The sequence below is a fragment of the Streptomyces sp. NPDC111606 genome (genome assembly GCF_055656945.1).
Window position 1 is genome coordinate 564,060 of record NZ_JBVKBY010000004.1, and the last position, 21,278, is coordinate 585,337.

General features: G+C 70.9%; 20 protein-coding genes. 6 read left to right on the forward strand and 14 right to left on the reverse strand.

The features are described from left to right. Positions 1-39: 39 nt before the first annotated feature. Positions 40-636 (forward strand): PAS domain-containing protein, encoded by a 597-nt coding sequence (locus ACZ7M7_RS17845; protein ID WP_472118038.1) that lies wholly within the window; start codon positions 40-42, stop codon positions 634-636. 129 nt (positions 637-765) lie between these two features. Beyond that, positions 766-1,260, forward strand: coding sequence for an FBP domain-containing protein (locus ACZ7M7_RS17850; protein ID WP_472117640.1), 495 nt, complete (start codon positions 766-768; stop codon positions 1,258-1,260). A gap of 7 nt (positions 1,261-1,267) precedes the next feature. Here ACZ7M7_RS17850 and ACZ7M7_RS17855 read toward each other — a convergent pair whose 3' ends face one another. Beyond that, a complete protein-coding gene (locus tag ACZ7M7_RS17855; protein ID WP_472117643.1) occupies positions 1,268-2,632 on the reverse strand; it encodes an erythromycin esterase family protein in 1,365 nt (454 codons plus the stop codon). 260 nt (positions 2,633-2,892) lie between these two features. Between ACZ7M7_RS17855 and ACZ7M7_RS17860 the strand changes: the two genes are divergently transcribed. From ACZ7M7_RS17860 to ACZ7M7_RS17870, 3 genes are all read left to right on the forward strand, one after another. Continuing rightward, positions 2,893-4,146, forward strand: a complete 1,254-nt coding sequence (locus tag ACZ7M7_RS17860) for an FUSC family protein (protein WP_472117647.1) — start codon at positions 2,893-2,895, stop codon at positions 4,144-4,146. 50 nt (positions 4,147-4,196) lie between these two features. Continuing rightward, positions 4,197-5,261, forward strand: a complete 1,065-nt coding sequence (locus ACZ7M7_RS17865) for a hypothetical protein (protein WP_472117649.1) — start codon at positions 4,197-4,199, stop codon at positions 5,259-5,261. Between the two features lie 166 nt (positions 5,262-5,427). Continuing rightward, on the forward strand, positions 5,428-6,648 hold the full coding sequence (locus ACZ7M7_RS17870; protein WP_472117652.1) for a lactonase family protein: 1,221 nt from the start codon (positions 5,428-5,430) through the stop codon (positions 6,646-6,648). On the opposite strand, the gene ACZ7M7_RS17875 is transcribed toward ACZ7M7_RS17870, so the two are convergent. Together ACZ7M7_RS17875 and ACZ7M7_RS17880 are read right to left on the reverse strand one after the other, a co-directional pair. After that, positions 6,616-7,341, reverse strand: a complete 726-nt coding sequence (locus ACZ7M7_RS17875; RefSeq protein WP_383601394.1) for a DUF2470 domain-containing protein — start codon at positions 7,339-7,341, stop codon at positions 6,616-6,618. The genes ACZ7M7_RS17870 and ACZ7M7_RS17875 overlap by 33 nt on opposite strands. A gap of 104 nt (positions 7,342-7,445) precedes the next feature. Then, positions 7,446-8,054, reverse strand: coding sequence for a TetR/AcrR family transcriptional regulator (locus tag ACZ7M7_RS17880; RefSeq protein WP_472117656.1), 609 nt, complete (start codon positions 8,052-8,054; stop codon positions 7,446-7,448). A 118-nt stretch (positions 8,055-8,172) separates the two neighbouring features. Between ACZ7M7_RS17880 and ACZ7M7_RS17885 the strand changes: the two genes are divergently transcribed. Next, on the forward strand, positions 8,173-9,696 hold the full coding sequence (locus ACZ7M7_RS17885; protein WP_472117659.1) for a cytochrome P450: 1,524 nt from the start codon (positions 8,173-8,175) through the stop codon (positions 9,694-9,696). Here ACZ7M7_RS17885 and ACZ7M7_RS17890 read toward each other — a convergent pair. The 11 genes from ACZ7M7_RS17890 to ACZ7M7_RS17940 all read right to left on the reverse strand — a co-directional run bounded on the left by ACZ7M7_RS17890 (position 9,658) and on the right by ACZ7M7_RS17940 (position 21,250). Continuing rightward, on the reverse strand, positions 9,658-10,491 hold the full coding sequence (locus ACZ7M7_RS17890) for a pentapeptide repeat-containing protein (protein WP_472117663.1): 834 nt from the start codon (positions 10,489-10,491) through the stop codon (positions 9,658-9,660). The genes ACZ7M7_RS17885 and ACZ7M7_RS17890 overlap by 39 nt on opposite strands. Positions 10,492-10,539: 48 nt before the next feature. Then, on the reverse strand, positions 10,540-11,433 hold the full coding sequence (gene sigJ / locus ACZ7M7_RS17895) for an RNA polymerase sigma factor SigJ (RefSeq protein ID WP_472117666.1): 894 nt from the start codon (positions 11,431-11,433) through the stop codon (positions 10,540-10,542). Positions 11,434-11,467: 34 nt separating this feature from the next. Continuing rightward, positions 11,468-12,211 (reverse strand): PIG-L deacetylase family protein, encoded by a 744-nt coding sequence (locus ACZ7M7_RS17900; RefSeq protein WP_472117669.1) that lies wholly within the window; start codon positions 12,209-12,211, stop codon positions 11,468-11,470. Between the two features lie 28 nt (positions 12,212-12,239). After that, entirely contained in the window at positions 12,240-13,541 is a 1,302-nt protein-coding gene (locus ACZ7M7_RS17905; RefSeq protein WP_472117671.1) for an alpha/beta fold hydrolase, read from the reverse strand. Between the two features lie 132 nt (positions 13,542-13,673). Continuing rightward, positions 13,674-14,699: a LacI family DNA-binding transcriptional regulator gene (locus ACZ7M7_RS17910; protein ID WP_383601374.1), complete on the reverse strand. Its 1,026-nt coding sequence runs from the start codon at positions 14,697-14,699 to the stop codon at positions 13,674-13,676. An 87-nt stretch (positions 14,700-14,786) separates the two neighbouring features. Then, complete coding sequence (locus tag ACZ7M7_RS17915; RefSeq protein ID WP_472117674.1) at positions 14,787-16,217, reverse strand: BNR repeat-containing protein; 1,431 nt, start codon at positions 16,215-16,217, stop codon at positions 14,787-14,789. A 41-nt stretch (positions 16,218-16,258) separates the two neighbouring features. After that, positions 16,259-16,579, reverse strand: a complete 321-nt coding sequence (locus ACZ7M7_RS17920) for an L-rhamnose mutarotase (protein WP_383601369.1) — start codon at positions 16,577-16,579, stop codon at positions 16,259-16,261. Between the two features lie 17 nt (positions 16,580-16,596). Continuing rightward, positions 16,597-17,679, reverse strand: coding sequence for a rhamnose ABC transporter substrate-binding protein (gene rhaS / locus ACZ7M7_RS17925; RefSeq protein ID WP_472117678.1), 1,083 nt, complete (start codon positions 17,677-17,679; stop codon positions 16,597-16,599). A gap of 31 nt (positions 17,680-17,710) precedes the next feature. Continuing rightward, positions 17,711-18,703 (reverse strand): ABC transporter permease, encoded by a 993-nt coding sequence (locus ACZ7M7_RS17930; protein WP_383601365.1) that lies wholly within the window; start codon positions 18,701-18,703, stop codon positions 17,711-17,713. Beyond that, positions 18,696-19,736 carry an ABC transporter permease gene (locus ACZ7M7_RS17935; RefSeq protein ID WP_383631454.1) on the reverse strand — a complete coding sequence of 347 codons (1,041 nt, stop codon included), beginning with the start codon at positions 19,734-19,736 and terminating at the stop codon, positions 18,696-18,698. The genes ACZ7M7_RS17930 and ACZ7M7_RS17935 overlap by 8 nt, the downstream gene beginning before the upstream one ends. Next, positions 19,733-21,250, reverse strand: a complete 1,518-nt coding sequence (locus ACZ7M7_RS17940; RefSeq protein ID WP_472117682.1) for a sugar ABC transporter ATP-binding protein — start codon at positions 21,248-21,250, stop codon at positions 19,733-19,735. Before ACZ7M7_RS17940 ends, ACZ7M7_RS17935 begins: the two co-directional genes overlap by 4 nt. Positions 21,251-21,278: the final 28 nt, after the last annotated feature.

Sequence of the window (21,278 nt, forward strand, 5' to 3'; positions counted from 1 at the left end):
ACCCACCCGGCGGCCGTGGTGTGGCGCAATCGTGCCCTGATGGTCTTCGACCGCGTCTCGGTGCCGGTCGCGGTGTGCGATGTGTACGGCGCGGTCCAGGTGGCCAATCCCGCGATGGCGGCCGAGTGCGGTACGACGCCGGGGCGGCTGCGGGGCCGGGACGTGCTGGAGCTGTTCCGGCCGCAGGAGGCGACGCAGGTGGAGCGGATCGCCGAGGCACTGCGGCTGCGGCACCGGTCGCGCTACCAGGTGTCGGTGCGCTGGCAGGCGCCGGGCGGTGCGGAACGGTACGGGGAACTCACGGCGGATCCGGTGAGCGACACCGTGGAGGACACGCCGGCCCTGCTGGTGATGCTCCGCGTCCTCGCCGAGCGCGAGGCCCGCGAACAGCGCCCCCCGCAGGTCGCACCGATCGAGGCCCGCATCCTGGCCCTCCTCGCCGCAGGCACCACCACCGCCCAGGCCGCCCGCGAGACCGACCTCACGGTCGACGGGGTGAACTACCACCTACGCCGCCTCTCATCCCGCTGGAACGCGGCAAACCGCACAGAACTGGTCGCCCGCGCCTACACGCTGGGCGTCCTCGCCCCGGGAGTGTGGCCACCGACACCGGCTCCGGGGAACGGGTCGGAGTAGACGGAAGCGGCGCCCCAGGCGGCGCTGGGCGGCGCAGAACAATTCACTGGCTCCCCCTCCTCAGCCTGTCTAACCTAGCCATGAACCTAGTCCCTCTAGGTTCGGCAGGATCAACCCCAGGAGGCCCCCATGAAGTCGCTCACCGAGCAGGACATCCGCAGCTCCTTCATCAACTGCTCGAAAGGGGAGGCCAAGCGCGTCTCCCTCCCCCGCGATCTCGCTGAACGCCCCTGGGACGACCTCGACTTCCTGGGGTGGCGGGATCCGGGGGCGCCCGATCGCAGCTATCTGGTGGTCGAGCGGGAGGGACGGCCCGTGGGAGTCACCTTCCGGTTCCCGACCTCGCGGCGCGGGTTCCTGCACCGCAGCATGTGCTCGCTCTGTCTGACCACCCATCCGGGCGGCGGCGTTTCGCTGATGACGGCGCGCAAGGCGGGCCCCGCCGGGCGCGAGGGCAACTCCGTCGGCGTGTACATGTGCACCGACCTCGCCTGCTCCCTCTACGTCCGGGGCAAGAAGATCCCGGATTCCGGGGCCCGCTTCGAGGAGAGCCTGTCGATGGAGGAGCAGATCGCCCGGACCACGGGCAATCTGGCCGCCTTCATCGGCAAGCTGTACGTCTGACGGACTGCTACCGGTCCCGCAGCCGCGCCGCCTCCACCTCGTGCAGATGAATCAGGACGTCGTAGCTGCGGGCGAGCGCGATGTCGTGCGGGCCGTCCGGATAGGCGGTGCCGATGCTGCGCGTCGGGCGGGCCCGGTGCAGCCAGTCGTCGGCCGGTGATCCGACGGACCGCAGGTCGAGTACGTAGTCGCCGCGCCGTGCCACCCGGTCGAGGGTCCGCTCGTTGCTGCCCGGGCCCGCCGGGTCGAGCGTCCAGCGGCGGATGGTGTCGTCGTCCCAGCCGGTGGCGTTGAACGAGCCGTGGCCGAAGGTCAGACCGACGCTCACATAGCCCGCGCCGAGGCGGTCGCGCAGGAAGGCGCCCTGCACCTTGGGGTTATCGGCGGGCTCTTCCGGGACGTAGCCGACGTGGTTGTTGTGGGCCGACAGCAGCACCTTGGTGCCGGTGTGCTCCTGCCACCACACCACGTTGGCGGCCATCGCCCCGTCGCGGAAACGCATGGCCTCGGCGATCTGCGCGGGGTCCTCGACGTCGAAGTCGTACTGCCGGGCGGTCTGGTCGATCACCGTCGCCTGCTGAACGGCCCAGTCGTACGCCTTCGTGCGGGTGGCCGCACCGGCCCCGCCCGCGGACGGCCGCCGCAGCAGCGCGAGCGCCTCGCCCGTGCGCTCCGCCCGCTCCTTGCGTTCGGCGTACGGCAGGCCCAGGTACTGCTCGATGTACGCGCCGGTCGGCAGGGTGGGCCGCAGCCCGCGGTAGAGCTCGGCCAGCCGGGCGCTCAGCTCGGGCCGGGCATCGGCCACGTAGTCCGCGACGGCGTCGTACGACTCGGGGCCGGTCCAGGCGACGTCGTCGCCCATGAAGCGGACGGGGTCGCCGGAGTGCCGGAGGTTGTAACCGCGCATCCACTCGACCAGCCGCAGGTAGTCGGTGTTGTTCCACCACAGGTAGTCCCGCTGGAACTCCTCCCGCATGATGCGCCGGGGATCGCCCTTGCCGTGGAGCACATAGTCGTTGAGGCGCAGGCCGGTGCTCCAGGGTGCCTCCAGGGCGAAGGTGCGGAAACCCTTCTCCTCGACGAGATGCCGGAAGACGCGGGCCTTGAGGGCGAAGAAGTCGTGCGAGCTGTGGGTGGCCTCCCCCAGGCCGACGACCCGGGCGTCGCCGATCATCCGGTCCAGGGGGCGCAGGTCTCGGGTGTCGCCGCCCGGTTCCACGGTGCGCAGCGGGTGGGCGGCGCGGGCGAGCGCCTCGACCACGGTGGTGGAGCTGGTGGTGGGTGCCGCCGTGGCCGGGATGCCGGTCGTCAGGGCGGCGAGGATGATGAACAGGGTCAGCGTTAATCCGGTCCGATGCCGATGCGATTGCATGATCCAAGGCTTGCGTTCCGGGCGGGCGGGGACCATCCGACGGTCCTCCGTCCCCGGGTGCGGACAACCGTGGGGTGACGGCGGGGGTTTTCCCCAGTCCCGAACGCGGTCGGCCGCCCGGCCTCGCGCGGGTGTCGACGATCACCGGCCCGGCCCCTTGCCGCACGGCGGCCGCTGCGATCAATCTGGGGGTCCTTGCGGACCGTTACGTTCCGCAAGCAGGGTGTGGGAAGCATCTGTGGAAAGGGAACAGCCCAAGGATGCAAGAGGTACGTGAGGAGCCGGCGCTCCGAGAACGGCTCGGGAAGCTGCGCCGGGATCCCGTGGTGGTCCAGACGCTGCGATCGGCGGCCGCGGCGACGATCGCCTACGTCATCGCGCTGCGCCTGAGCCCCGAGGCCGCCCCGCTGACCGCGCCCCTGACCGCACTGCTGGTCGTCCAGGTGACGTTCTACGCCACGCTCACCAACGGCATCCGCCGGGTGAACGCGGTCGTGGCCGGCGTCCTGGTGGCCATCGCCTTCAGCCTCCTGGTCGGCCTGACCTGGTGGAGTCTCGCCCTGCTGATCGTGGCCTCACTCGGCGTCGGGCACCTGGTGCGGGTCAACGAGTACGTGCCCGAAGTGGCGATCAGCGCGATGCTGGTCCTCGGGGTCACGACCGTGGGGGACACGGCATGGGCGCGGGTTCTGGAGACGCTGATCGGCGCGGTGGTCGGGCTCGGTTTCAATCTGCTCCTCGCGCCGCCGGTGTGGGTGGACGAGGCCGGCGAGTCGATGGGAGGACTGGCCCGCCGGCTGCGGCAGTTGATGCTGCGCATCGGCGAGGAGGCGGCCGGTCGCCCCGCGTTCGAGGAGGCGGCGGCCCGGCTGCACGAGGCGCGCCGGCTCGACCACGACATCATCGAGGTGGACGCGGCGCTGCGGCAGGCCGAGGACAGCCTGCGGCTCAACCCGCGCGTGCGCGACAGCGTGCTGCACCGCGTCGTGCTGCGCACCGGACTGGACACGCTGGAGATCTGCACGGTCGTACTGCGGGTGCTGGCCCGCTCCCTCACGGACCTCGCGAAGGATCGCGAGCCCGAGCCGCTGTTCGCGAAGGAGACGGGCGCCGTCCTGGAGCAGTTGCTGTCCGAGATCGCCGACGCGGTGGTCAGCTTCTCCGTGCTGGTCACCACGCATGTCAGCAGCAACGCCGACGCGGCGGAGTCCCGGCTGACAGCCGAGTTGCGCACGGCTGCGGGCACCCGCGACAAACTCGCCCTGCTGCTGCGCGAGGAGGCCGAACGCGAGACGCAGTACTGGCAGCTGCACGGCGCCGTCCTGACCGAGGTCAACCGCATCCTCGACGAGCTCGACACCGAGCACCGCTCGCGCCGGCTGCTGGAGGAACTGGACCGGGTGTCGCAGGAGTCCCGCGTCCGGATGCCGCGCCTGACCCGGCTGCGCGAGCGGCTGGGCGTTCAGGAGCAGCTGTGGCGGAACCGGACGGGGTTCGGCGAACGTTCTCGGTAGGGAGCGCGGGGACGGACGGGGCCGGCGCCGGATGTGAGGGAGCGGGGCCGATGGCCGACACGACCGTGCGGATCGACGGGAACACACTGCGGCTGCCGGGCGGGGTGGCGGTGCGCTTCATCCGTACGCTGCGGCTGCCCGAGTCGGGCACACATGCGCTGCCGCCGGGGCTCGGGGAGTTCCCGGTCCGGCGGGTTGCGGACTACGCGGACACCGTTCCGGAGGAGTGGCGTGCGCGCGGCGGTGTGATGCTCCCGGTGTATCTGCGCGAGGCGATGTGGCTGAGCTTCGGGGGCACCGCCGAGCCGGCCGCCCTGCAGGTCGGGGTGGGCAAGGTGTGCGCGGTCTCGGGGAAGCCGTGGAGCGACCGGCTGCGGCGCAAGCCCCAGAACTACGTCGTGCTGCCCCGCCAGCCCTGGCTGGACGGCATCAACTCCGGGAAGGGCACGGTCCGCCAGTTCGTGGCGGTGCCGCTCGGGCTGGGCGCGACCGTCGAGGGCCAGGTGACGGGCGAGGAGGTCTGGGGCGGCGTACAGCTGCAGTCGTTCCCGCTGAAGGAGCCGCAGCTGGCGAGGTGGCGTCAGGAGGAGAAGGTGCGGGCGGAGCGGGCACGGGCGTTCATGCCAATGCCGTCCGGGGCCTACGGCGCCGCCATGCCCATGGCGGCGGCACCCGCCCAGGGTGCGGTGCCGGCGCCCGCCTCCGCTCCGGCGGGCGGGACGCGCCGGGCCGCCGCGGCGATGGGCCTGGGCGTCGGCGGTTCGATGCGCCAGGAGGTCTACGAGGACGACCGCCCGCTCTCGGACTGGGCCGAGACGCCCGCGGGCCGGGTGTTCGTCCATCTGGTCACGCCCCCGGAGTGGCGCCGCATCACCGGCGAGGCTCCCCCGCCGTCGCCGGTGGACCGGGCCGCTTACACACGCGCGGGGCTGCCCTGGTTCGACTACTACGACCAGGACGCCGAGGATCTCGCCCCCACGGACACGCTGGGGGCGGTGAAGCCGGTCGGCGACTGGCTCGGCGACGACCACGAGCCCTGGCAGGCACCGTCGCCGGGCCAGGTGAAGCCGCTCAAGGACGCGCCGGGAAAGCCTGTGCAGGACGGCGACTGGTAGCCGGGAATCGACAACTCCCGGCTGACAGAGGGCGAGCGGGAGCCAAGCGGAAGCCTCACCCCTCATTGCGCCCTGCGCAACGCGCGTTGCCATTCTTGCGCTGGGCGGCTGATCCACGCCAAGGTTGCTGTCGCGACCACGACGACCGACGACCTGAGGTGTGGACATGGGCAGTGGTGGGCTGAGCAGGCGGCGATTCGTCGGAACCCTCGCGGGATCGGCCGCCGTCGTGACACTCCCGGCGGCCACGGGGTGTGACGACGCGCCCGCCCCCGCGGACACGTCCGGCACCGCGGCTCCCGAAGCCACCGGCCCCGGGACGCGTCCGAGCGCCCAGGCCGAGAGCCGCAAGCCGTCCGGCCCGCGCCCGCTCCACCTCGGCACCTACACCTCCGTCGACGGCGGCGGGGAGGGCATCGGCCTGGCCACGTACGACCCGGAATCGGGCCGAATCACCGGCACCGGCACCATCGCCGGAGTCGGCGACCCGTCGTATCTGGCGGTGCACCCGAACGGCCGGACGCTGTACGCGGTCAACGAGCGTGACGACGGCGCCGTGACCGCCGTCCGCCTTGCCGACCGCAAGATTCTGGGGAGCCGCAGCACCGGCGGCGCGGCGCCCTGCCATCTGTCCGTGCATCCGAGCGGACGCTGGCTGCTGAGCGCCAACTACGGCACGGGCAGCGTGACCGTGCACCCGATCGACGCCTCGGGCGGGCTCGGTGAGCGGACCGACCTCGTCACGCACTCCGCTCCGGCACCCGGTCCGGGCCAGGACGGCCCGCATGCGCACCAGTTCGTCACCAGCCCCGACGGCGGCCATGTGCTCGCCGTCGACCTGGGCACGGACACGGTGTACTCCTACCGCCTCGACCAGAAGGCCGGCACGCTCACCGAGGTCGCGCGGGCGCGGTCCGAGCCGGGTGCGGGCCCGCGGCATCTCACCTTCCACCCGGGCGGACGGTACGCCTATCTGGCCAACGAGGTCGACAACACCGTGGCGGTCTGCGCGTACGACCCCGGCACCGGGCGGCTGAGCATCGGCACGGCGCAGTCCACGGGCACGGGTTCGGGCACCAGCTTTCCGGCGCAGCTCGTGGTGACGCGGAACGGCCGTTACGCCTATCTCGCCAACCGGGGCCACAACAGCCTCACGCGCTATGCGGTGGAGGCGGACGGCGCCCGGCTGAGGCTGCTCGACACGGTGCCGGTGTCCGGGGACTTCCCGCGGCAGATCGCCCTCTCGCCGGACGGCACGCTGCTGTTCACCGCGAACCAGCGGTCGAGCACCGTCAGCGTCTTCCATGTCGACGAGGGCAGCGGTGAACTGAAGCTCGCGGGCGAGCCGTTCGCGTCACCCGTCGCCGTCTGTGCGCTGCCGCTGTAGGGCACGCGGGCAGGAGGCGGCGCTGGCCTGGGCGAGCAGGATGTGCATGCGCTCGGTGAGCTGCGCGACGTCGTCGGCGGGCCGGTGGAACGGCAGCCGTACGTCACCGTGGGAGCTGGCACGCTCGATGCGCAGCGTGAGTCCGTGCCGGTCGACGGCGAGCGGCTGGACGCGGACGGCGCCGTGCAGGCTGTCGGACTCCACGAGGCGGGTGAGCCGTTCGACGGCGTCCGGGTGGCAGTCGGCGAGGTGGGTGAGCAGCCGGGCCTCGGCGGTGGCCAGCGGGTCGGGCGCGGCGTCCGCGAACTCGTCGAGGTCGACGACCACGGGGCCGGTCGGCTGCCGCAGCACCACGCGGGTCGCCTTGAACGCGAGTCTGCCGTCCTCGGGCGTGAACCAGCCGGACATCCACAGCCGGGTGCGGATCCGCTTGCGTACGGGCACGGGCGCGACGTCGGCGAACTCCAGGACGGCGGAGGGCTCTCCGCGGGGCGCACAGATCGCCGCCGTGACGAGCACACTGTCCTCCGGCACCTCCAGCAGGACGCGCCCCTCCTCGGTCACGGTGTGCGCGCCCACGAGCTCCTCCCGGCAGCTCTCCGCGGTCACCCCGCAGGACCACGCGCCCGCCAGCACCGACCGTGCTCGTTCCGCCGCGGAAGGTGCCGCCGTCCAGGCTTGGCTGTCACCCATCCCGTACCTCCTTAGGTAAGCCTCACCTAACCTATCGAAGATCGAGCCGTGCGCCAACCAGCCACGGCGTTCCGGTGCGATCTCTTTGGACGCGCGCGGGGCACTCAGCGGGCGATGACACCCAGCAGGGCGCGGGCGCACAGGTCGCGCACCTGCTCCCGGGAGAGGTCGGAACCGCGCAGCCACTCCAGACAGACGGCTGTGGTGAAGGCCAGCCAGCCGCGCACGGCGAGCCGGACGTCGGGCCGCTTCTCGAAGACCGGGCCGAACTCGGGGTCGGCCGACATCGCCGCCAGGATCTGCTTCTCCTGTGCGGCCAGGGCCTGTTGGTAGACCTTGCGCACGGCCCGGTCGCCGGCCGCGTCGGCGCGATGGAAGGCGCGGTAGCCGTGTGCGTGCGCCTCGACGTACTCCAGATACGTGTCGAGGCTCGCGGCGAGCTGCTCGCGGACCGGGACTCCGGGCACGGCGGCCGTCATCCGCAGCATGCGCTCGCTCTCCCGCTCGACGACGGCCGCGAAGAAGTCACGCTTCGTCGGGAAGTAGTGGTAGAGCAGCCCTCGCGAGACGCCGGCGATCTCGGCGACCTGCTCGATCCACACCTCGTCGTACGGACTCTCCGAGAACAGCCGCGCCCCGACCGCGAGGAGCTGCTCACGGCGCTCCTCCGTGCTGAGCCGGCGGCGGGTGCGCTCGCCCTGGTTCGCGGCCATGCCCGCACTCTACTTGACGTGGGTTCAACAGCGGGATCAGACTGAAACGCGTTATTGAACCCACGTACAACGAGCTCAACGTGCCGCTGGATCAGGGGAGATCGAGGGAGATCGCGTCATGGCGGAGACAACGACCGGGTCCGGACTTCCGAGGGGATTCCGCAGTGCCGAGCACGGCTGGCCGGAGCTGTCCCGCATCCCGCACCCCCCGTACCGGCTCCCGCTGCTCGGCGATGCGCTCGGCGCCGGCCGGCGTACGCCGTTGCAGGATTCCCTGCGCTTCGCGCGGCAGTTGGGGCCGATCTTCCGGCGCAAGGCCTTCGACAAGGAGTTCGTGTTCGTGTGGGGCGCCGGCCTCGCGGCCGACATGGCGGACGAGTCCCGGTTCGCCAAGCATGTGGGGCTCGGCATAGCCAACCTGCGGCCCGTCGTCGGGGACGGCCTGTTCACGGCGTACAACCACGAGCCGAACTGGCAGCTGGCACACGACGTCCTCGCGCCGGGCTTCAGCCGGGAGGCCATGGCGGGCTACCACCCGATGATGCTGGCCGTCGCCGACCGGCTCATGGACTCCTGGGACCGCGCCGCCGACGCGGGCCGGGCGGTGGACGTGCCCGGGGACATGACCAAGCTGACCCTGGAGACCATCGCCCGCACCGGGTTCGGGCACGACTTCGGCTCCTTCGAACGCGCCCGTCCGCATCCCTTCGTGACGGCGATGGTCGGCACGCTCAGCTATGCGCAGCGGCTCAACACCGTGCCGTCGCCCTTCCTGCTGCGGCGTGCCGCACGGCGCAACCAGGCCGACATCGACCACCTCAACCACACGGTCGACGACCTGGTCCGGGCCCGCACGGCGGGTGGCGGCGGGGGCGGGGATCTGCTGGACCGGATGCTGGAGACCACCCATCCGGAGACGGGCGAGCGGCTCTCCGCGCAGAACGTCCGCCGGCAGGTGATCACTTTCCTGGTGGCCGGCCACGAGACCACCTCGGGCGCCCTCTCCTTCGCCCTGCACTATCTGTCCCGGCACCCGGACGTGGCGGCTCGCGCCCGCGCCGAGGTGGACCGCGTCTGGGGCGACACGGCGACGCCGGGCTACGACCAGGTGGCACGGCTGCGGTATGTGCGCCGGATTCTCGACGAGTCGCTGCGGCTGTGGCCGACGGCGCCCGCCTTCGCCCGGGAGGCGCGCGAGGACACCGTGCTCGGCGGCGCCCATCCGATGCGGCGGGGCGCCTGGGCGCTGGTGCTGACGGCGATGCTGCACCGTGATCCGCAGGTGTGGGGCCCGGACGCCGAGCGGTTCGATCCGGACCGCTTCGATCCGCAGGCCGTACGGACGCGTGCGTCGCACACCTTCAAGCCGTTCGGAACGGGGGCGCGGGCGTGCATCGGGCGCCAGTTCGCGCTGCACGAGGCCACGCTGGTGCTGGGTCTGCTGCTGCGCCGGTACGAACTGCCGGCCGACCCGGGGTATCGGCTGCGGGTGACGGAGCGGCTGACGCTGATGCCGGAGGGGTTGCGGCTGCACGTGGAGCGACGGATGCCCGGGACCACGCGCACCGAGCCCGTGCCGTCCGGGACCGTCGAGAGCGTGACGTCAGACGTCCGCTGTCCAGTGCACGGGGCGGCCGACTGACGCGGGCAGCCGTGTGCCGGCGCTGCCCCGGGCCGCGTTGAGCTGGGGCTGGGTCAGGAAGAAGGCGTCCGTCAGATCGGCGTCCGTGAGGTCGGTGTCGCGCAGGTCGGCCCCGATGAGGTCCGCGCCGCGCAGATCGGCGCCGGTCAGGTCGGCGGCGATGAGGTAGGCGCCGCGCAGGTTGGCACCCCGCAGGTCGGCGCCCTTGAGCCGGGCGCCCATCAGGTCCGCGCCCCGGCGGTTCTTCTTGCGGCCGCCGCCGATGCCGGCCCTGGCCAGCTCGCTGGTCTTGAGCAGGAGCACGTTGACGTCCTGGCGGTGCGCGGCCACGTCCAGCGCCGCGAGGTCCTGCGGTGTCCCCCGGGTGAGCTCCTCGGTCCTGTCCAGGATCCGGCGCAGGTCGGCGTGGAGGGGGCGGGCGGCGGACAGGGTGAGTGCCTCGGTGAGGTACCAGAGCAGTTCGTGGAGCTGGCGGACGACCGGGAAGACGTCGAACATCTGCCGGGCGTGCTCACGGGAATCCGTCCGCCAGTCCTGTCCGCCGAAGGTGACCTGCGAGACCTTCTGACCGGCGCCGAAGCAGTCGTAGACGGTGCAGCCGCTGAATCCGGTCTGCCGGAGCCGGTCGTGGATGCCGCACCGGTGATCGTCACGCAGGTTGTGGCAGGGCTTCCCGGCCGCCTTGTCGACCGCGAAGTCGGCGGACGCGGCGAAGGGAAGGGCCACACAGCACAGCCCGAAGCAGCTTGTGCAGTCACCGTGCAGGTCGGCCCGGTCGAACATCTGATCTTGCATACCGTTCAGCATACGGAACGAGACTCAGCAGGTGAGTTGCTGCGTGACTCAGCCGCCGAGGCCCGGCAGATCGAGGCCGCCGAGCCGCTCGGGGTCCGCCAGGATGTACATGTGCGTGATGCGGCCGTCGGCGACGGTGACGCCCATGACCGACTGTGGTCGCCCTTCGGGCGCGTGGACGACCCCGATCTCCCCATTGACCAGCACGAGCTGCGCGTAGCGCGCGAACTGAGCGAACAGCATGGCCTGTTCGGCCACCGGCTTCGCACCGCGCACCACCTTCGACGCCGCCGCACCACGGACCAGCGGCCCGGAGTCCGCGCGCAGCACGACATCCGGGTCGAGGACCGCGAGCAGCGCCTCGAAGTCTCCCGCGCGGGACGCCGCCATGAAGGCCTCGAGGACCTGCCGCTGTCTGCCGAGGTCGGGCTCGGACGACGGAGTCGCGCCCCGCACCCGGCGCCGGGCGCGACTGGCCAGCTGGCGGGTGGCGGCCGAGGTGCGCTCCACGATCGGCGCGATCTCGTCGAAGGGCACCGCGAACATGTCGTGCAGCACGAACGCGATCCGCTCGGCGGGCTCCAGCGCCTCCAGCACCACCAGCAGGGCCAGGCCCACCGCGTCGGCCTGGAGCACCTCCTGCTCCGGGTCGATCGTCGACAGCGGTCTGATCACGGGGTCGGGGACGAACGTGTCGTCCAGGGGCTCTTCGTGGCGCCGCGTGCGCGAACGCAGCATGTCCAGGCAGACCCGGCCGACCACGGTGGTCAGCCAGCCCCCGAGGTTCTCGATGGCGCCCGCGTCGCTGCGGCTCAGCTTCAGCCAGGCCTCCTGGACGGCGTCCTCCGCCTCGGCCAGTGAGCCGAGCATGCGGTAGGCGACCGCCTCGAGACGGCCGCGGTGCTCCTCGAAGCGGCCCGCCAGCGCTTCCGTGCCGTTCACCGTGCCCCCGTCTCCCGCAATCGGTCCGGCGGAACTACCGACCGAACAGTTCGAACGCGACCGCCGGCTTTCCGCCGAACCGCTCCCCCAGCGCCTCGGCGTTCGCGGTGAGGAAGCCGCGGGCGTACGATTCCGGGTCCTCGCTCGTCAGCACCTCGATGTAGGTGCGGTGTTCGAGCAGCGAGCGCACCGCCCGCTCCAGTCCCGCCGTCGCGTCCACCGCATGCGTGGGGGTGCTGGAGCCGGCGACGGCGACCCAGCGCACGCCGCCCCAGGGCTCCAGGCCCTGCTCGATCAGCTCCGGGAAGATCCAGCGGTTGCCCGCGTCGCCGGCCGCGTCCAGCGTCGCGCGGCCGACCGCCACATGGTCCGGGGTGTTCCAGGCGACGCCGCCCCAGGTGTCCCGGTGGTTGAGCGTGATCACCAGCTCGGGCCGGTACCGGCGGATCGCGGCAGCGATGTCGCGGCGCAGGTCGATGCCGTACTCGATCACGCCGTCCTCGTGGTCGAGGAACTCCACCGCCGACACGCCCACGACGGCCGCGCTGGCCCGCTGCTCGCGCTCCCGCAGCGGTGCGCACTTCGCGGGTTCCAGGCTGTCGATGCCGGCCTCACCGCGGGTCGCGAGGACATAGGAGACCTCGCGACCGGCGTCGGTCCAGCCGGCGATCGCCGCCGAGCAGCCGTACTCGAGGTCGTCCGGGTGGGCGACGACGGCGAGCGCGCGCTGCCAGTCGTCCGGCATGGGCTTCAGCTGAGTGATCGTCGGCTCGGTCATGTCCGCACACTAACGCGTGACACCGACATCACGCTTCGTCACGGGTGAGCGCGAGCAGCCGGTCCAGGACGCGGGGGCCGCCGGCCCGTACGCCGTCGTGCTCGAACTCGTCCGTCACCCAGGTCCGCAGGCCACGGATCGTGCGGGCGGTGGCGAGCGAGTGCGCGGTGTCGACGTACATGTCGTCGTGGTAGACGGCGGCCGCGACGGGCACCTCGTTGGCGGCGAGGCGCGCCGAGTCGTACAGGGGCTTCCAGTCGGTGCGGGCGGCGAGGAGTTCGGCGGTCTCGCGCAGCGGGCGCAGCGCCGGGTCACAGTCGAACATCCAGGGGTGGATCGTCTCGCCGGTGAACAGCAGCGGTGCGTCGCCCGCGAGGGTCTTGGCCGCGTCGAACTGCGGGAACTCGGCGCGGACGCGCTCGGCGGACCAGTCGGTGGGGCGCGTGTCCTGGCCGTAGATCGCCTCGTGGACGAGGGCGTACAGCGGGTGGCTCGCGTACGACAGCAGGCCCTGGACCTCCTCCTGGAAGGCGTCCGAGAGGGCGGATCCCTGCGGGGTGCGGACGAAGGCGTCCTCCAGCAGGTAGTGCAGGCGGTGGCTGCCCTCGCTGCCGCCGAGGAGGATGCCGAGGGACTGGAAGGCCTCGGCGGTGAGGCGGTAGCCGTTCGGCAGGACCACGTCGTTCGCGAGGAGGTGGTCGGCGATTCGGCGGGCGCGCTCGACGTCCTGCGGGTAGCGGGCGTAGTGCGCGGCGACCTTGCGCTCGATGCGCGGGTAGGCCGCGCGGTAGACGTCGTCGGCGTGCGCGTCGAGGGAGGGCAGGCCGCCGGTGACGATCGCGGCGGTCAGGCCCTCGGGGGCGGTGGAGAGGTAGTTGACCGTGCAGAAGCCGCCGAAGCTCTGGCCGAGGACGGTCCAGGGGGCGCCGCCGGTCACCTCGCGGCGGATCGCCTCGCAGTCGCGGACGATCGAGTCAGCACGGAAGTGCGTGAGGTAGTCGGCCTGTTCGGCGGGGGTGCCGCGCAGCGGGAGCGTCTGGCGGTTTGCCGGCGCGGAGTGGCCGGTGCCGCGCTGGTCCAGCAGCAGGACGCGGTACTCCTTGAGCGCGCGGCCGAGCCAGGCGCCCTTGCCGACGAAACGGTTCGCCCCGAAGCCGGGGCCGCCCTGGAGGTAGACCAGCCACGGCTGGTCCTGGTGCGCCTTGTCGCTGGCGACCACCTCACGGGCGTAGAGCTCGATCGTCTCGCCCGTCGGGGCGTCGTGGTCGAGGGGCACGGTGAAGTGGCGGTCGGTGAGGACGACGCCGGGCTGGCGATAGCTGACGGTCAACAGGGCTCCCGGGACGGATGGTTTTCGGGCCGCGTCCCAGTTCAACACATGTTCGTCCGCCGACCGAGCCCTGGGATCATGAAATCGTACTGAACGACCGATCAGTGGCCCCGGCTCCGGAGCGCCTCGGGATCAGCGGGCCGACAGGCTGGAACGCCGCACCACCAGCTCGGGCTGGAGTACGACACGCCGGTGCTCGTGGCGCTTCGTCCCGGTCTCCTCCTCCGTCTCCTCCAGCAGCATCTCCGCCGCGAGGGTGCCCATGGTGACCGCGGGCTGCCGTACGGAGGTGAGGGGGACGGCCGCGGCGGCCGCGAACTCGATGTCGTCGTAGCCGACGATCGCGAGGTCGTCGGGGACGCCGACGCCCGCTGCGTACATGGCCTGCAGGACACCCAGGGCGAGCAGGTCGTTGGCGCAGAAGACGGCGGTCGGGCGGTCGGCGAGACCGAGCAGGCGGGCGCCCGCGTCCCGGCCGGCGGCGACGTCGAGCCGCTCGGTGGGCAGCTCGCGCAGGGAGTCGGGGCCGAGGCCGGCCTCCTCGAGGGCGTGCAGGGCGCCGGTGCGGCGGTCGCGAACCTGGTTGAGGCCGGGCGGACCGCTGACGTACGCGATGGAGCGGTGGCCGGCGTCGACGAGATGGCGTACGGCCAGCGCGCCGCCCGCGACGTCGTCGACCGAGACCGAGCACTCGGTGGTGCCCTCGGCCACCCGGTCGACCAGGACGAAGGGGATGTTGTGGCGGCGAAACGTTTCGATGTTGCGTCCGGTGGCGTCGGCCGGGGTCAGCAGGACGCCCCGAACCCGCTGTTCGGCGAAGAGGGACAGGTAGTCGGCCTCCTCGCTCGCGCTCTGCGCGCTGTTGCAGACCATCACGCCGAGCCCGGCGTCACGCGCGGTCCGCTCGGCGCCGCGCGCCACGTCGACGAAGAACGGGTTGCCCATGTCGAGCACGAGCAGCCCCATGATCCGGCTGCGTCCCGCCCGCAGCTGGCGCGCGGACTCGCTGCGGACATAGCCCAGCCGGTCTATCGCGGACTGCACCCGCGCCCGGGTCTCCGTCGCGACCGCGTCCGGACGGTTGATGACGTTGGACACCGTGCCGACGGAGACTCCGGCGGCACGTGCGACGTCCTTGATACCCACCGACTGGGCCATCGGGCAGGGACCTCCAGAAAGACTCGTAAGACGTGGGGCGGCGGGAAGGCCTTCACATTACCGTCATGCCGCCCACATCGGCTGCGATCAGGCAGGCAGGCGGAAGTTGAGGTTACGCAGCGCCGACGGCGTCGTACCGCTGGACTTCTCCTGGTACATGATCGACAGATAGTGGTCCTGAGCCACGCGCGTCTCGTCGATCACGACCTCGCCGAAGGCGTTCAGCCCGGCGGTGACACCGTCGTACAGCACCGTCCAGTCCGTGTATCCGGAGGCCTTGGAGGCACCGGCAATCCGGCAGAACGGGAAGATCGCGTACGCGTTGTCGTACTTGTCCAGGATCAGCTTGGTGCGCTGGCTGGAGTTCAGCGGGACGGGGATCTCGGTCTTCTGCCAAGTGCCCGAGGCGTTCTTGCGGACGTGGAAGGCGCGGCCGTTTGCGGTGCGGTCGGCGACGTAGTTCGTGGTGCACTGCCCGAAGCGGCCGGGGACGTAGCTGATGATCGCGTGCGGCAGGCCCGCGGAGTCGGTGAACTGGCTCTCCTGGTTCATCAGGGAGTGGTCGGGGTTGAGTGCGTCGATCACCAGTCCGCTGTCGGTGACGGCGACCTTGTCGGAGCCGCCGGTCGTGCCGACGACGGCGCCGGCGTCGTTGCGCCAGGTGCGGCCGCCGTCGTCGGAGTAGACGTAGCCGGTGTCGTGGTTGGTGATGCCGCCGCCGTTGCACATCACGGCGCCGTTCTGCTCGCGCCAGGTGAAGAAGGAGTGCAGGCGTCCGCCCCGGTCGTAGTCGATGCCGTGCAGGTACATGTTGCGGGCGGTCGAGGAGCCGTGCTCGCTGGTGTACGTGCCCGTGGAGCTGGACCACTCGCCGAGGTCGGTCCAGGTCGAACCGTCGTACTCGGCGAGGGCGTTGCGGCCGTTGCCGGAGACGGCGACCCGGTAGCTGAGCTGGAGTCCGCCGTCGGGGGTGGAGATGAACTGCGGGTAGGTGAACTGCGAGGTGAGCGCGAGGCCGTCCAGGGTGGACTGAGGTGCGCCGAAGCGGCTCGCGGTCCAGCTCAGGCCCGCCGGGTCGTCCATCAGCCCGGCGACGGACTTGACGTAGGTGAAGCCGTCGCTGTGCGAGTCCATGTTGAGGTGAAGACGGCCGTCGACCTTCGATATCCCCATCGAGATGACGTTGTGGGAGTCGTTGTAGCGCAGGGTGTGGCCCACCTTGACCGTGGACCAGGTGGTGGCGCCGAGCGCGCGGCGGCCGACGACGGCGCCCCGGTCGGCGGTGTACCAGACGGCGTACTGGTAGCCCTTGTAGGTCAGCAGGCCGTTCTTCTGGAAGGCGTTGTTGTTGACCAGGCCGTCGTACGACACGAAGAAGATGGCCTGTGTGTCGAGCGTGGTCGTGCCGGTCAGGGTGAGGGACGGACCGGGGTCGGCGGCGCGGGCCGTGCCGGAGGCGAGGGCGGGGGTCATCACGGCTCCGGCGAGGGCGGCGCCCAGCAGGGTGCGTCTCTTCATCTCGGGGACTCCGTTGTCGGCGAGGAGTGGGGAGAGGTGGGTCAGGCGAGGTGGAACACTTCCGTGAGCGGCTTCATGGCCTCGTCGGGCCGGGCGCCGTCCAGTGATGCGAAGAACGGCGCCATCTCCGCCTGCCAGCGGGCGTTGACGTCGGTGGCTTCCATGCCGGCCACGGCGGCCGCGAAGTCCTCGGTCTCCAGGTAGCCGACGAGCAGGCCGTCGTCGCGCAGGAAGAGCGAGTAGTTCCGCCAGCCGGTGGCCGAGAGCGCTTCGAGCATCTCGGGCCACACGGCCGCGTGCCGCTCGCGGTACTCGTCGAGGCGGTCCGCCCTGACCTTCAGCAGGAAGCACACGCGCTGCATCAACAACCCTCCGGATGTCAGAAGTTGAACTCGTCGATGTTCTTGGCGTCGAACACGGTCGGCTTGCCGAGGCTGATCACGCCGTCCTTGCCAATGGTGTACTCGCCCATGTCGCCGGCCTTGAAGGTCTCGCCCTCCTTGCCGGTGATCTGGCCGGAGACCAGGGCGACGGCGGTACGGGCGGCCAGTTCGCCGAGCTTCGAGGGGTCCCACAGCTCGAACGCCTCGACGGTGCCGTTCTTGACGTACTTGCGCATGTCGTTCGGGGTGCCGAGGCCGGTGAGCTTGACCTTGCCCTTGTACTTGGAGCCGGAGAGGTACTGGGCGGCCGCCTTGATGCCGACCGTCGTCGGGGAGATGATCCCCTTCAGGTTCGGGTACTCCTGGAGCAGGCCCTGAGTCTGCTGGAAGGACTGCTGGGCGTCGTCGTTGCCGTAGGCGATCTTGACGAGCTTGATGTCCTTGTACTTGGGGTCCTTGAGCTCGTCCTTCATGAAGTCGATCCAGGTGTTCTGGTTCGTCGCGGTCTGCGCGGCGGACAGGATCGCGATCTCGCCCTTGTAGTCGATCTGTTCGGCGAGCAGCTGCACCTCGGTGCGGCCGAGGTCCTCGGCGGACGCCTGCGAGACGAAGGCGTTGCGGCAGTCGGCGGTGGTGTCGGAGTCGTAGGTGACGACCTTGATGTCGTTCTTCATGGCCTGCTTCAGCGCGGTGCACAGGGCGCCCGGGTCCTGCGCGGACACGGCCATCGCGTCGACCTGCTGCTGGGTGAGCGTGTTGACGTAGCTCACCTGCCCGGCGGTGTCGGTCGCGCTGGACGGACCGACCTCCTTGTAGCTGGAGCCCAGCTCCTTCAGCGCGGCCTCGCCGCCCTTGTCGGCGGAGGTGAAGTAGGGGTTGTTGACCTGCTTGGGCAGGAAGCCGACGGTCAGGCCCTTCTTCAACTCGGCGTTCGGGTCGGCCTTGCCGGCGGTGGCGGCGGAGGCGCCCTCGTTCTTGACGTCCTCTTTGGTGGTGCCGCCGCAGGCCGTGATGGCGAGAGCGAGAGAAGTGGCGGCGGCGAGGGCCGCGGACGCACGGCGGAGGGATGACTTGCGCATGGTGGGAGTCCTTTACGAGGAAGGGCTGGAGTTACGAGGTCGGTGTCGAGGCGGCTCTACGGCCCGCCCTCGCTACGGAGATCTGCCGTGCGACCCGCGGGCCGAGCACGGAAAGCACGAGCAGGACGCCGGTGACGACGATCTGCGACTGGGCGGAGACGTCCTGGAGGCTCATGACGTTCTGCAACGCCCCCAGCAGGAACACCCCGGCGATGGCACCGCCGAGCGTGCCCTTGCCTCCGTCGAAGTCGATGCCGCCGAGCAGCACCGCGGCCACGACGGAGAGTTCGAGCCCCGTGGCGTTGTCGTAGCGGGCGCTCGCGTAGTGCAGCGCCCAGAAGATGCCGGTGAGGGAGGCCATCAGCCCGGTCACCGTGAACAGGATCAGCTTCTGCCGCTTGACGCGGATACCGGCGAAGCGCGCCGCCTCCTCGCTCGCGCCGGTGGCGAAGACCGACCGCCCGAACGGCGTGGCGTGCAGCGCGACCACGGCGATGGCGAGCAGGACGAGGAAGGGCAGGAACGCGTACGGAATGAACGTGTCGCCGATCCGCCCGGAAGCGAAGTCCAGGTACGGGGACGGGAAGTCGGTCACCGCGTCCGAACCGAGCACGATCTGGGCGATGCCCCGGTAGGCGGCGAGTGTGCCGATCGTGACGGCGAGGGACGGCAGGCCCAGCCTGGTCACCAGGAGCCCGTTGATCAGACCGCACACCACACCGAGCAAGAGGCAGATCGGAATGATCGTCTCGATCGTCATGCCCTGGTTCCACAGCGCACCCATCACGGCGCCCGAGAGACCGGCGGTCGATGCGACCGAAAGATCGATCTCGCCAGAGACGACCAGCAGTGTCATCGGCAGGGCGATCAAAGCGATCGGAAGGGTGTTTCCGATCAGGAACGACAGGTTGAGAGCGTTGCCGAAGCCATCGACCGTGGTGAAGGACAGCAGGAGCACGACGATCAGAAGGGCGCCGACAACCGTGTCCCAGCGAACGGCGCGCGCGAGCGACGAGTCAGCCATGGCGGGCGTTCCTCTTCTTCAGGGCGTTGGCCACGCGCAGCGCGACCACACGGTCCACGGCGATGGCGAGGATGAGCAGGATGCCGTTGATGGCCAGCACCCAGACGGAGCTGACACCGAGGGCGGGCAGGACGCTGTTGATGGAGGTCAGCAGCAGCGCGCCGAGCGCGGCACCGTAGACGCTGCCGGAGCCGCCGGTGAACACGACGCCGCCGACCACGACCGCACTGACGACGGTGAGTTCGTAGCCGTTGCCGGTGCCTGAGTCGACGTTGCCGAACCGGGCCAGGTACAGGGCGCCCGCGAGACCGGCGAGCGCACCACAGAAGGTGTACGCGGCCAGGATCCGCTTGCGCACCGGGATGCCGGCGAGGCGTGCGGCCTCCGGGTTGGAGCCGAGGGCGTACAGTTCGCGGCCGCTGCCGAAGTGCCTGAGGTAGTACGCGGTCGCCACCAGCACGGCGAGGGCGATCAGCGCCAGCCACGGCACCGCGGAGATGCCGCCGGAGCCGAAGTCGACGAAGCCGTCCGGGAGGTCGGCCGCGGTGATCTGGCGGGAGCCGACCCAGATGGAGTCGATGCCGCGGATGATGTAGAGCGTGCCGAGGGTGACGACGAGGGCGGGCACCTGGCCGAGGCTGACGAGCAGGCCGTTCAGCAGGCCGAAGCCGATGCCCATCACGACCGCCAGGAGCACGGCGACGACCGGGTTCCCGCCGCCCTGGAGGTATGTTCCGGCGGCGAAGGCGCTGATGCCGAGCGTCGAGCCGACCGACAGGTCGACGTTCCTCGTGATGACGACCAGGGACTGGCCCGTGGCGACCAGGACGAGGATCGTCGCGTTCAGCAGCAGGTCCTTGATGCCCTGCTCGGTGAGGAACTCGCTGTTGCCCAGCTGGGTGACGACGATCATCACCACGAAGACGACCAGGATGGCGAGTTCACGCATCTTGAAGACGCGGTCGACCAGGCGGGTGCCGCTGGACTTCGGTACGTCGGTGACAGGGGCCTGCTTGGGAGTGATCACCGTCATGCGGCGGCCCTCCCCGTTGCTGCGGCCATCACGGTTTCCTCGCTGGCTTCGGAGCGCGGGATCTCGGCGGTGAGGCGGCCCTCGTGCATCACGAGCACGCGGTCGGCCATGCCGAGGATCTCGGGCAGGTCGGAGGAGATCATCAGGACGGCCACTCCATCGGCGGCCAACTCGCTGAGCAGCCGGTGCACTTCGGCCTTCGTACCGACGTCGATGCCCCGGGTGGGCTCGTCGACGATCAGCACCTCGGGGCCGGTGGCGAGCCACTTGGCGAGGACGACCTTCTGCTGGTTGCCGCCGGACAGGGTGTTGACCGTGTCGGCGATCCGCGCGTACTTGACCTGGAGCTTGACGGCCCAGTCGAGGGAGCGGCTGCGTTCGGCGCCGCGGTTCATCAAGCCGGCCTTGACGGTCGTACGCAGCCCGGTGAGGCCGATGTTGCGCTCGATGGACATGTCCATCACCAGGCCTTGAGCGCGTCGGTCCTCGGGGACGAGGGCGAGGCCGCAGGCCATGGCGGTGGAGGGGGCGCCGTTGGTGAGGGCCTTGCCGCCGACGGAGACCTCGCCCGCGTCCCAGCGGTCGATGCCGAACACGGCCCGCGCGACCTCCGTACGGCCCGCGCCGACGAGCCCCGCGAGACCGACGATCTCACCGCGACGCACGTCGAAGGAGACATCGGTGAAGACGCCCTCGCGGGTCAACCTGCGTACGCTCAGGGCCACTTCGCCCGGCTTCACGTCCTGCTTGGGGTACAGCTCGTCGAGGTCGCGGCCGACCATCCGGCGTACGAGGTCGTCCTCGGTCATGCCGTCCAGCGGCTCGCTCGCGATCCAGGCGCCGTCGCGCAGGGTGGTGACCCGCCGGCAGATCCGGAAGATCTCCTCCAGCCGGTGGGAGATGAAGAGGACGGCGGCACCCTGTTCGCGCAGGGTGCGTACGACGCCGAAGAGCCGGGCGACCTCACTGCCGGTGAGGGCGGCAGTGGGCTCGTCCATGATCAGGACGCGGGCGTCGAAGGAGAGCGCCTTGGCGATCTCGACGATCTGCTGGTCGGCGATGGACAGGCCGCGCGCGGGCCGGTCGGGGTCGAGTTCGACGCCGAGGCGCTGCATCAGGGCGAGGGTCGCGGTGTGCGTGGCCTTGTGGTCGATCCGGCCAAGTGCGCGCCGCGGCTGACGGCCCATGAAGATGTTCTCGGCGATCGACAGGTCGGGGAAGAGCGTCGGCTCCTGGTAGATCACGGCGATACCGGCGTCGCGGGCGTCGCCGGGGCCGTGGAAGACGACGGGCGCGCCGTCGAGCAGCACCTGGCCGGCGTCCGGCCGGTGCACTCCGGCGAGCGTCTTGATCAGGGTCGACTTGCCCGCGCCGTTCTCCCCGGCGAGGGCGTGCACCTCCCCGGGAAACAGCTCCAGGGAGACGTCCCGCAGGGCGCGGACCGCGCCGAAGGACTTCGAGATGTCCCTGAGCGCCAGAACCGGGGCCGGACCCGTGGTGGACGGGTGGGTCATGAGGGCTCCTCGACGACGTCGGCGGGAC

Coding starts and splice junctions, on each gene's coding strand:
- ACZ7M7_RS17930 (WP_383601365.1), bottom strand. CDS start 18,703: ATGGCTGACTCGTCGCTCGCGCGCGCCGTTCGCTGGGACACGGTTGTC.
- ACZ7M7_RS17940 (WP_472117682.1), bottom strand. CDS start 21,250: ATGACCCACCCGTCCACCACGGGTCCGGCCCCGGTTCTGGCGCTCAGG.
- ACZ7M7_RS17865 (WP_472117649.1), top strand. CDS start 4,197: ATGGCCGACACGACCGTGCGGATCGACGGGAACACACTGCGGCTGCCG.
- ACZ7M7_RS17890 (WP_472117663.1), bottom strand. CDS start 10,491: ATGCAAGATCAGATGTTCGACCGGGCCGACCTGCACGGTGACTGCACA.
- ACZ7M7_RS17850 (WP_472117640.1), top strand. CDS start 766: ATGAAGTCGCTCACCGAGCAGGACATCCGCAGCTCCTTCATCAACTGC.
- ACZ7M7_RS17880 (WP_472117656.1), bottom strand. CDS start 8,054: ATGGCCGCGAACCAGGGCGAGCGCACCCGCCGCCGGCTCAGCACGGAG.
- ACZ7M7_RS17885 (WP_472117659.1), top strand. CDS start 8,173: ATGGCGGAGACAACGACCGGGTCCGGACTTCCGAGGGGATTCCGCAGT.
- ACZ7M7_RS17910 (WP_383601374.1), bottom strand. CDS start 14,699: ATGGCCCAGTCGGTGGGTATCAAGGACGTCGCACGTGCCGCCGGAGTC.
- ACZ7M7_RS17875 (WP_383601394.1), bottom strand. CDS start 7,341: ATGGGTGACAGCCAAGCCTGGACGGCGGCACCTTCCGCGGCGGAACGA.
- ACZ7M7_RS17900 (WP_472117669.1), bottom strand. CDS start 12,211: ATGACCGAGCCGACGATCACTCAGCTGAAGCCCATGCCGGACGACTGG.
- ACZ7M7_RS17915 (WP_472117674.1), bottom strand. CDS start 16,217: ATGAAGAGACGCACCCTGCTGGGCGCCGCCCTCGCCGGAGCCGTGATG.
- ACZ7M7_RS17920 (WP_383601369.1), bottom strand. CDS start 16,579: ATGCAGCGCGTGTGCTTCCTGCTGAAGGTCAGGGCGGACCGCCTCGAC.
- ACZ7M7_RS17855 (WP_472117643.1), bottom strand. CDS start 2,632: ATGCAATCGCATCGGCATCGGACCGGATTAACGCTGACCCTGTTCATC.
- ACZ7M7_RS17870 (WP_472117652.1), top strand. CDS start 5,428: ATGGGCAGTGGTGGGCTGAGCAGGCGGCGATTCGTCGGAACCCTCGCG.
- ACZ7M7_RS17935 (WP_383631454.1), bottom strand. CDS start 19,736: ATGACGGTGATCACTCCCAAGCAGGCCCCTGTCACCGACGTACCGAAG.
- ACZ7M7_RS17845 (WP_472118038.1), top strand. CDS start 40: ATGGTCTTCGACCGCGTCTCGGTGCCGGTCGCGGTGTGCGATGTGTAC.
- ACZ7M7_RS17860 (WP_472117647.1), top strand. CDS start 2,893: ATGCAAGAGGTACGTGAGGAGCCGGCGCTCCGAGAACGGCTCGGGAAG.
- rhaS (WP_472117678.1), bottom strand. CDS start 17,679: ATGCGCAAGTCATCCCTCCGCCGTGCGTCCGCGGCCCTCGCCGCCGCC.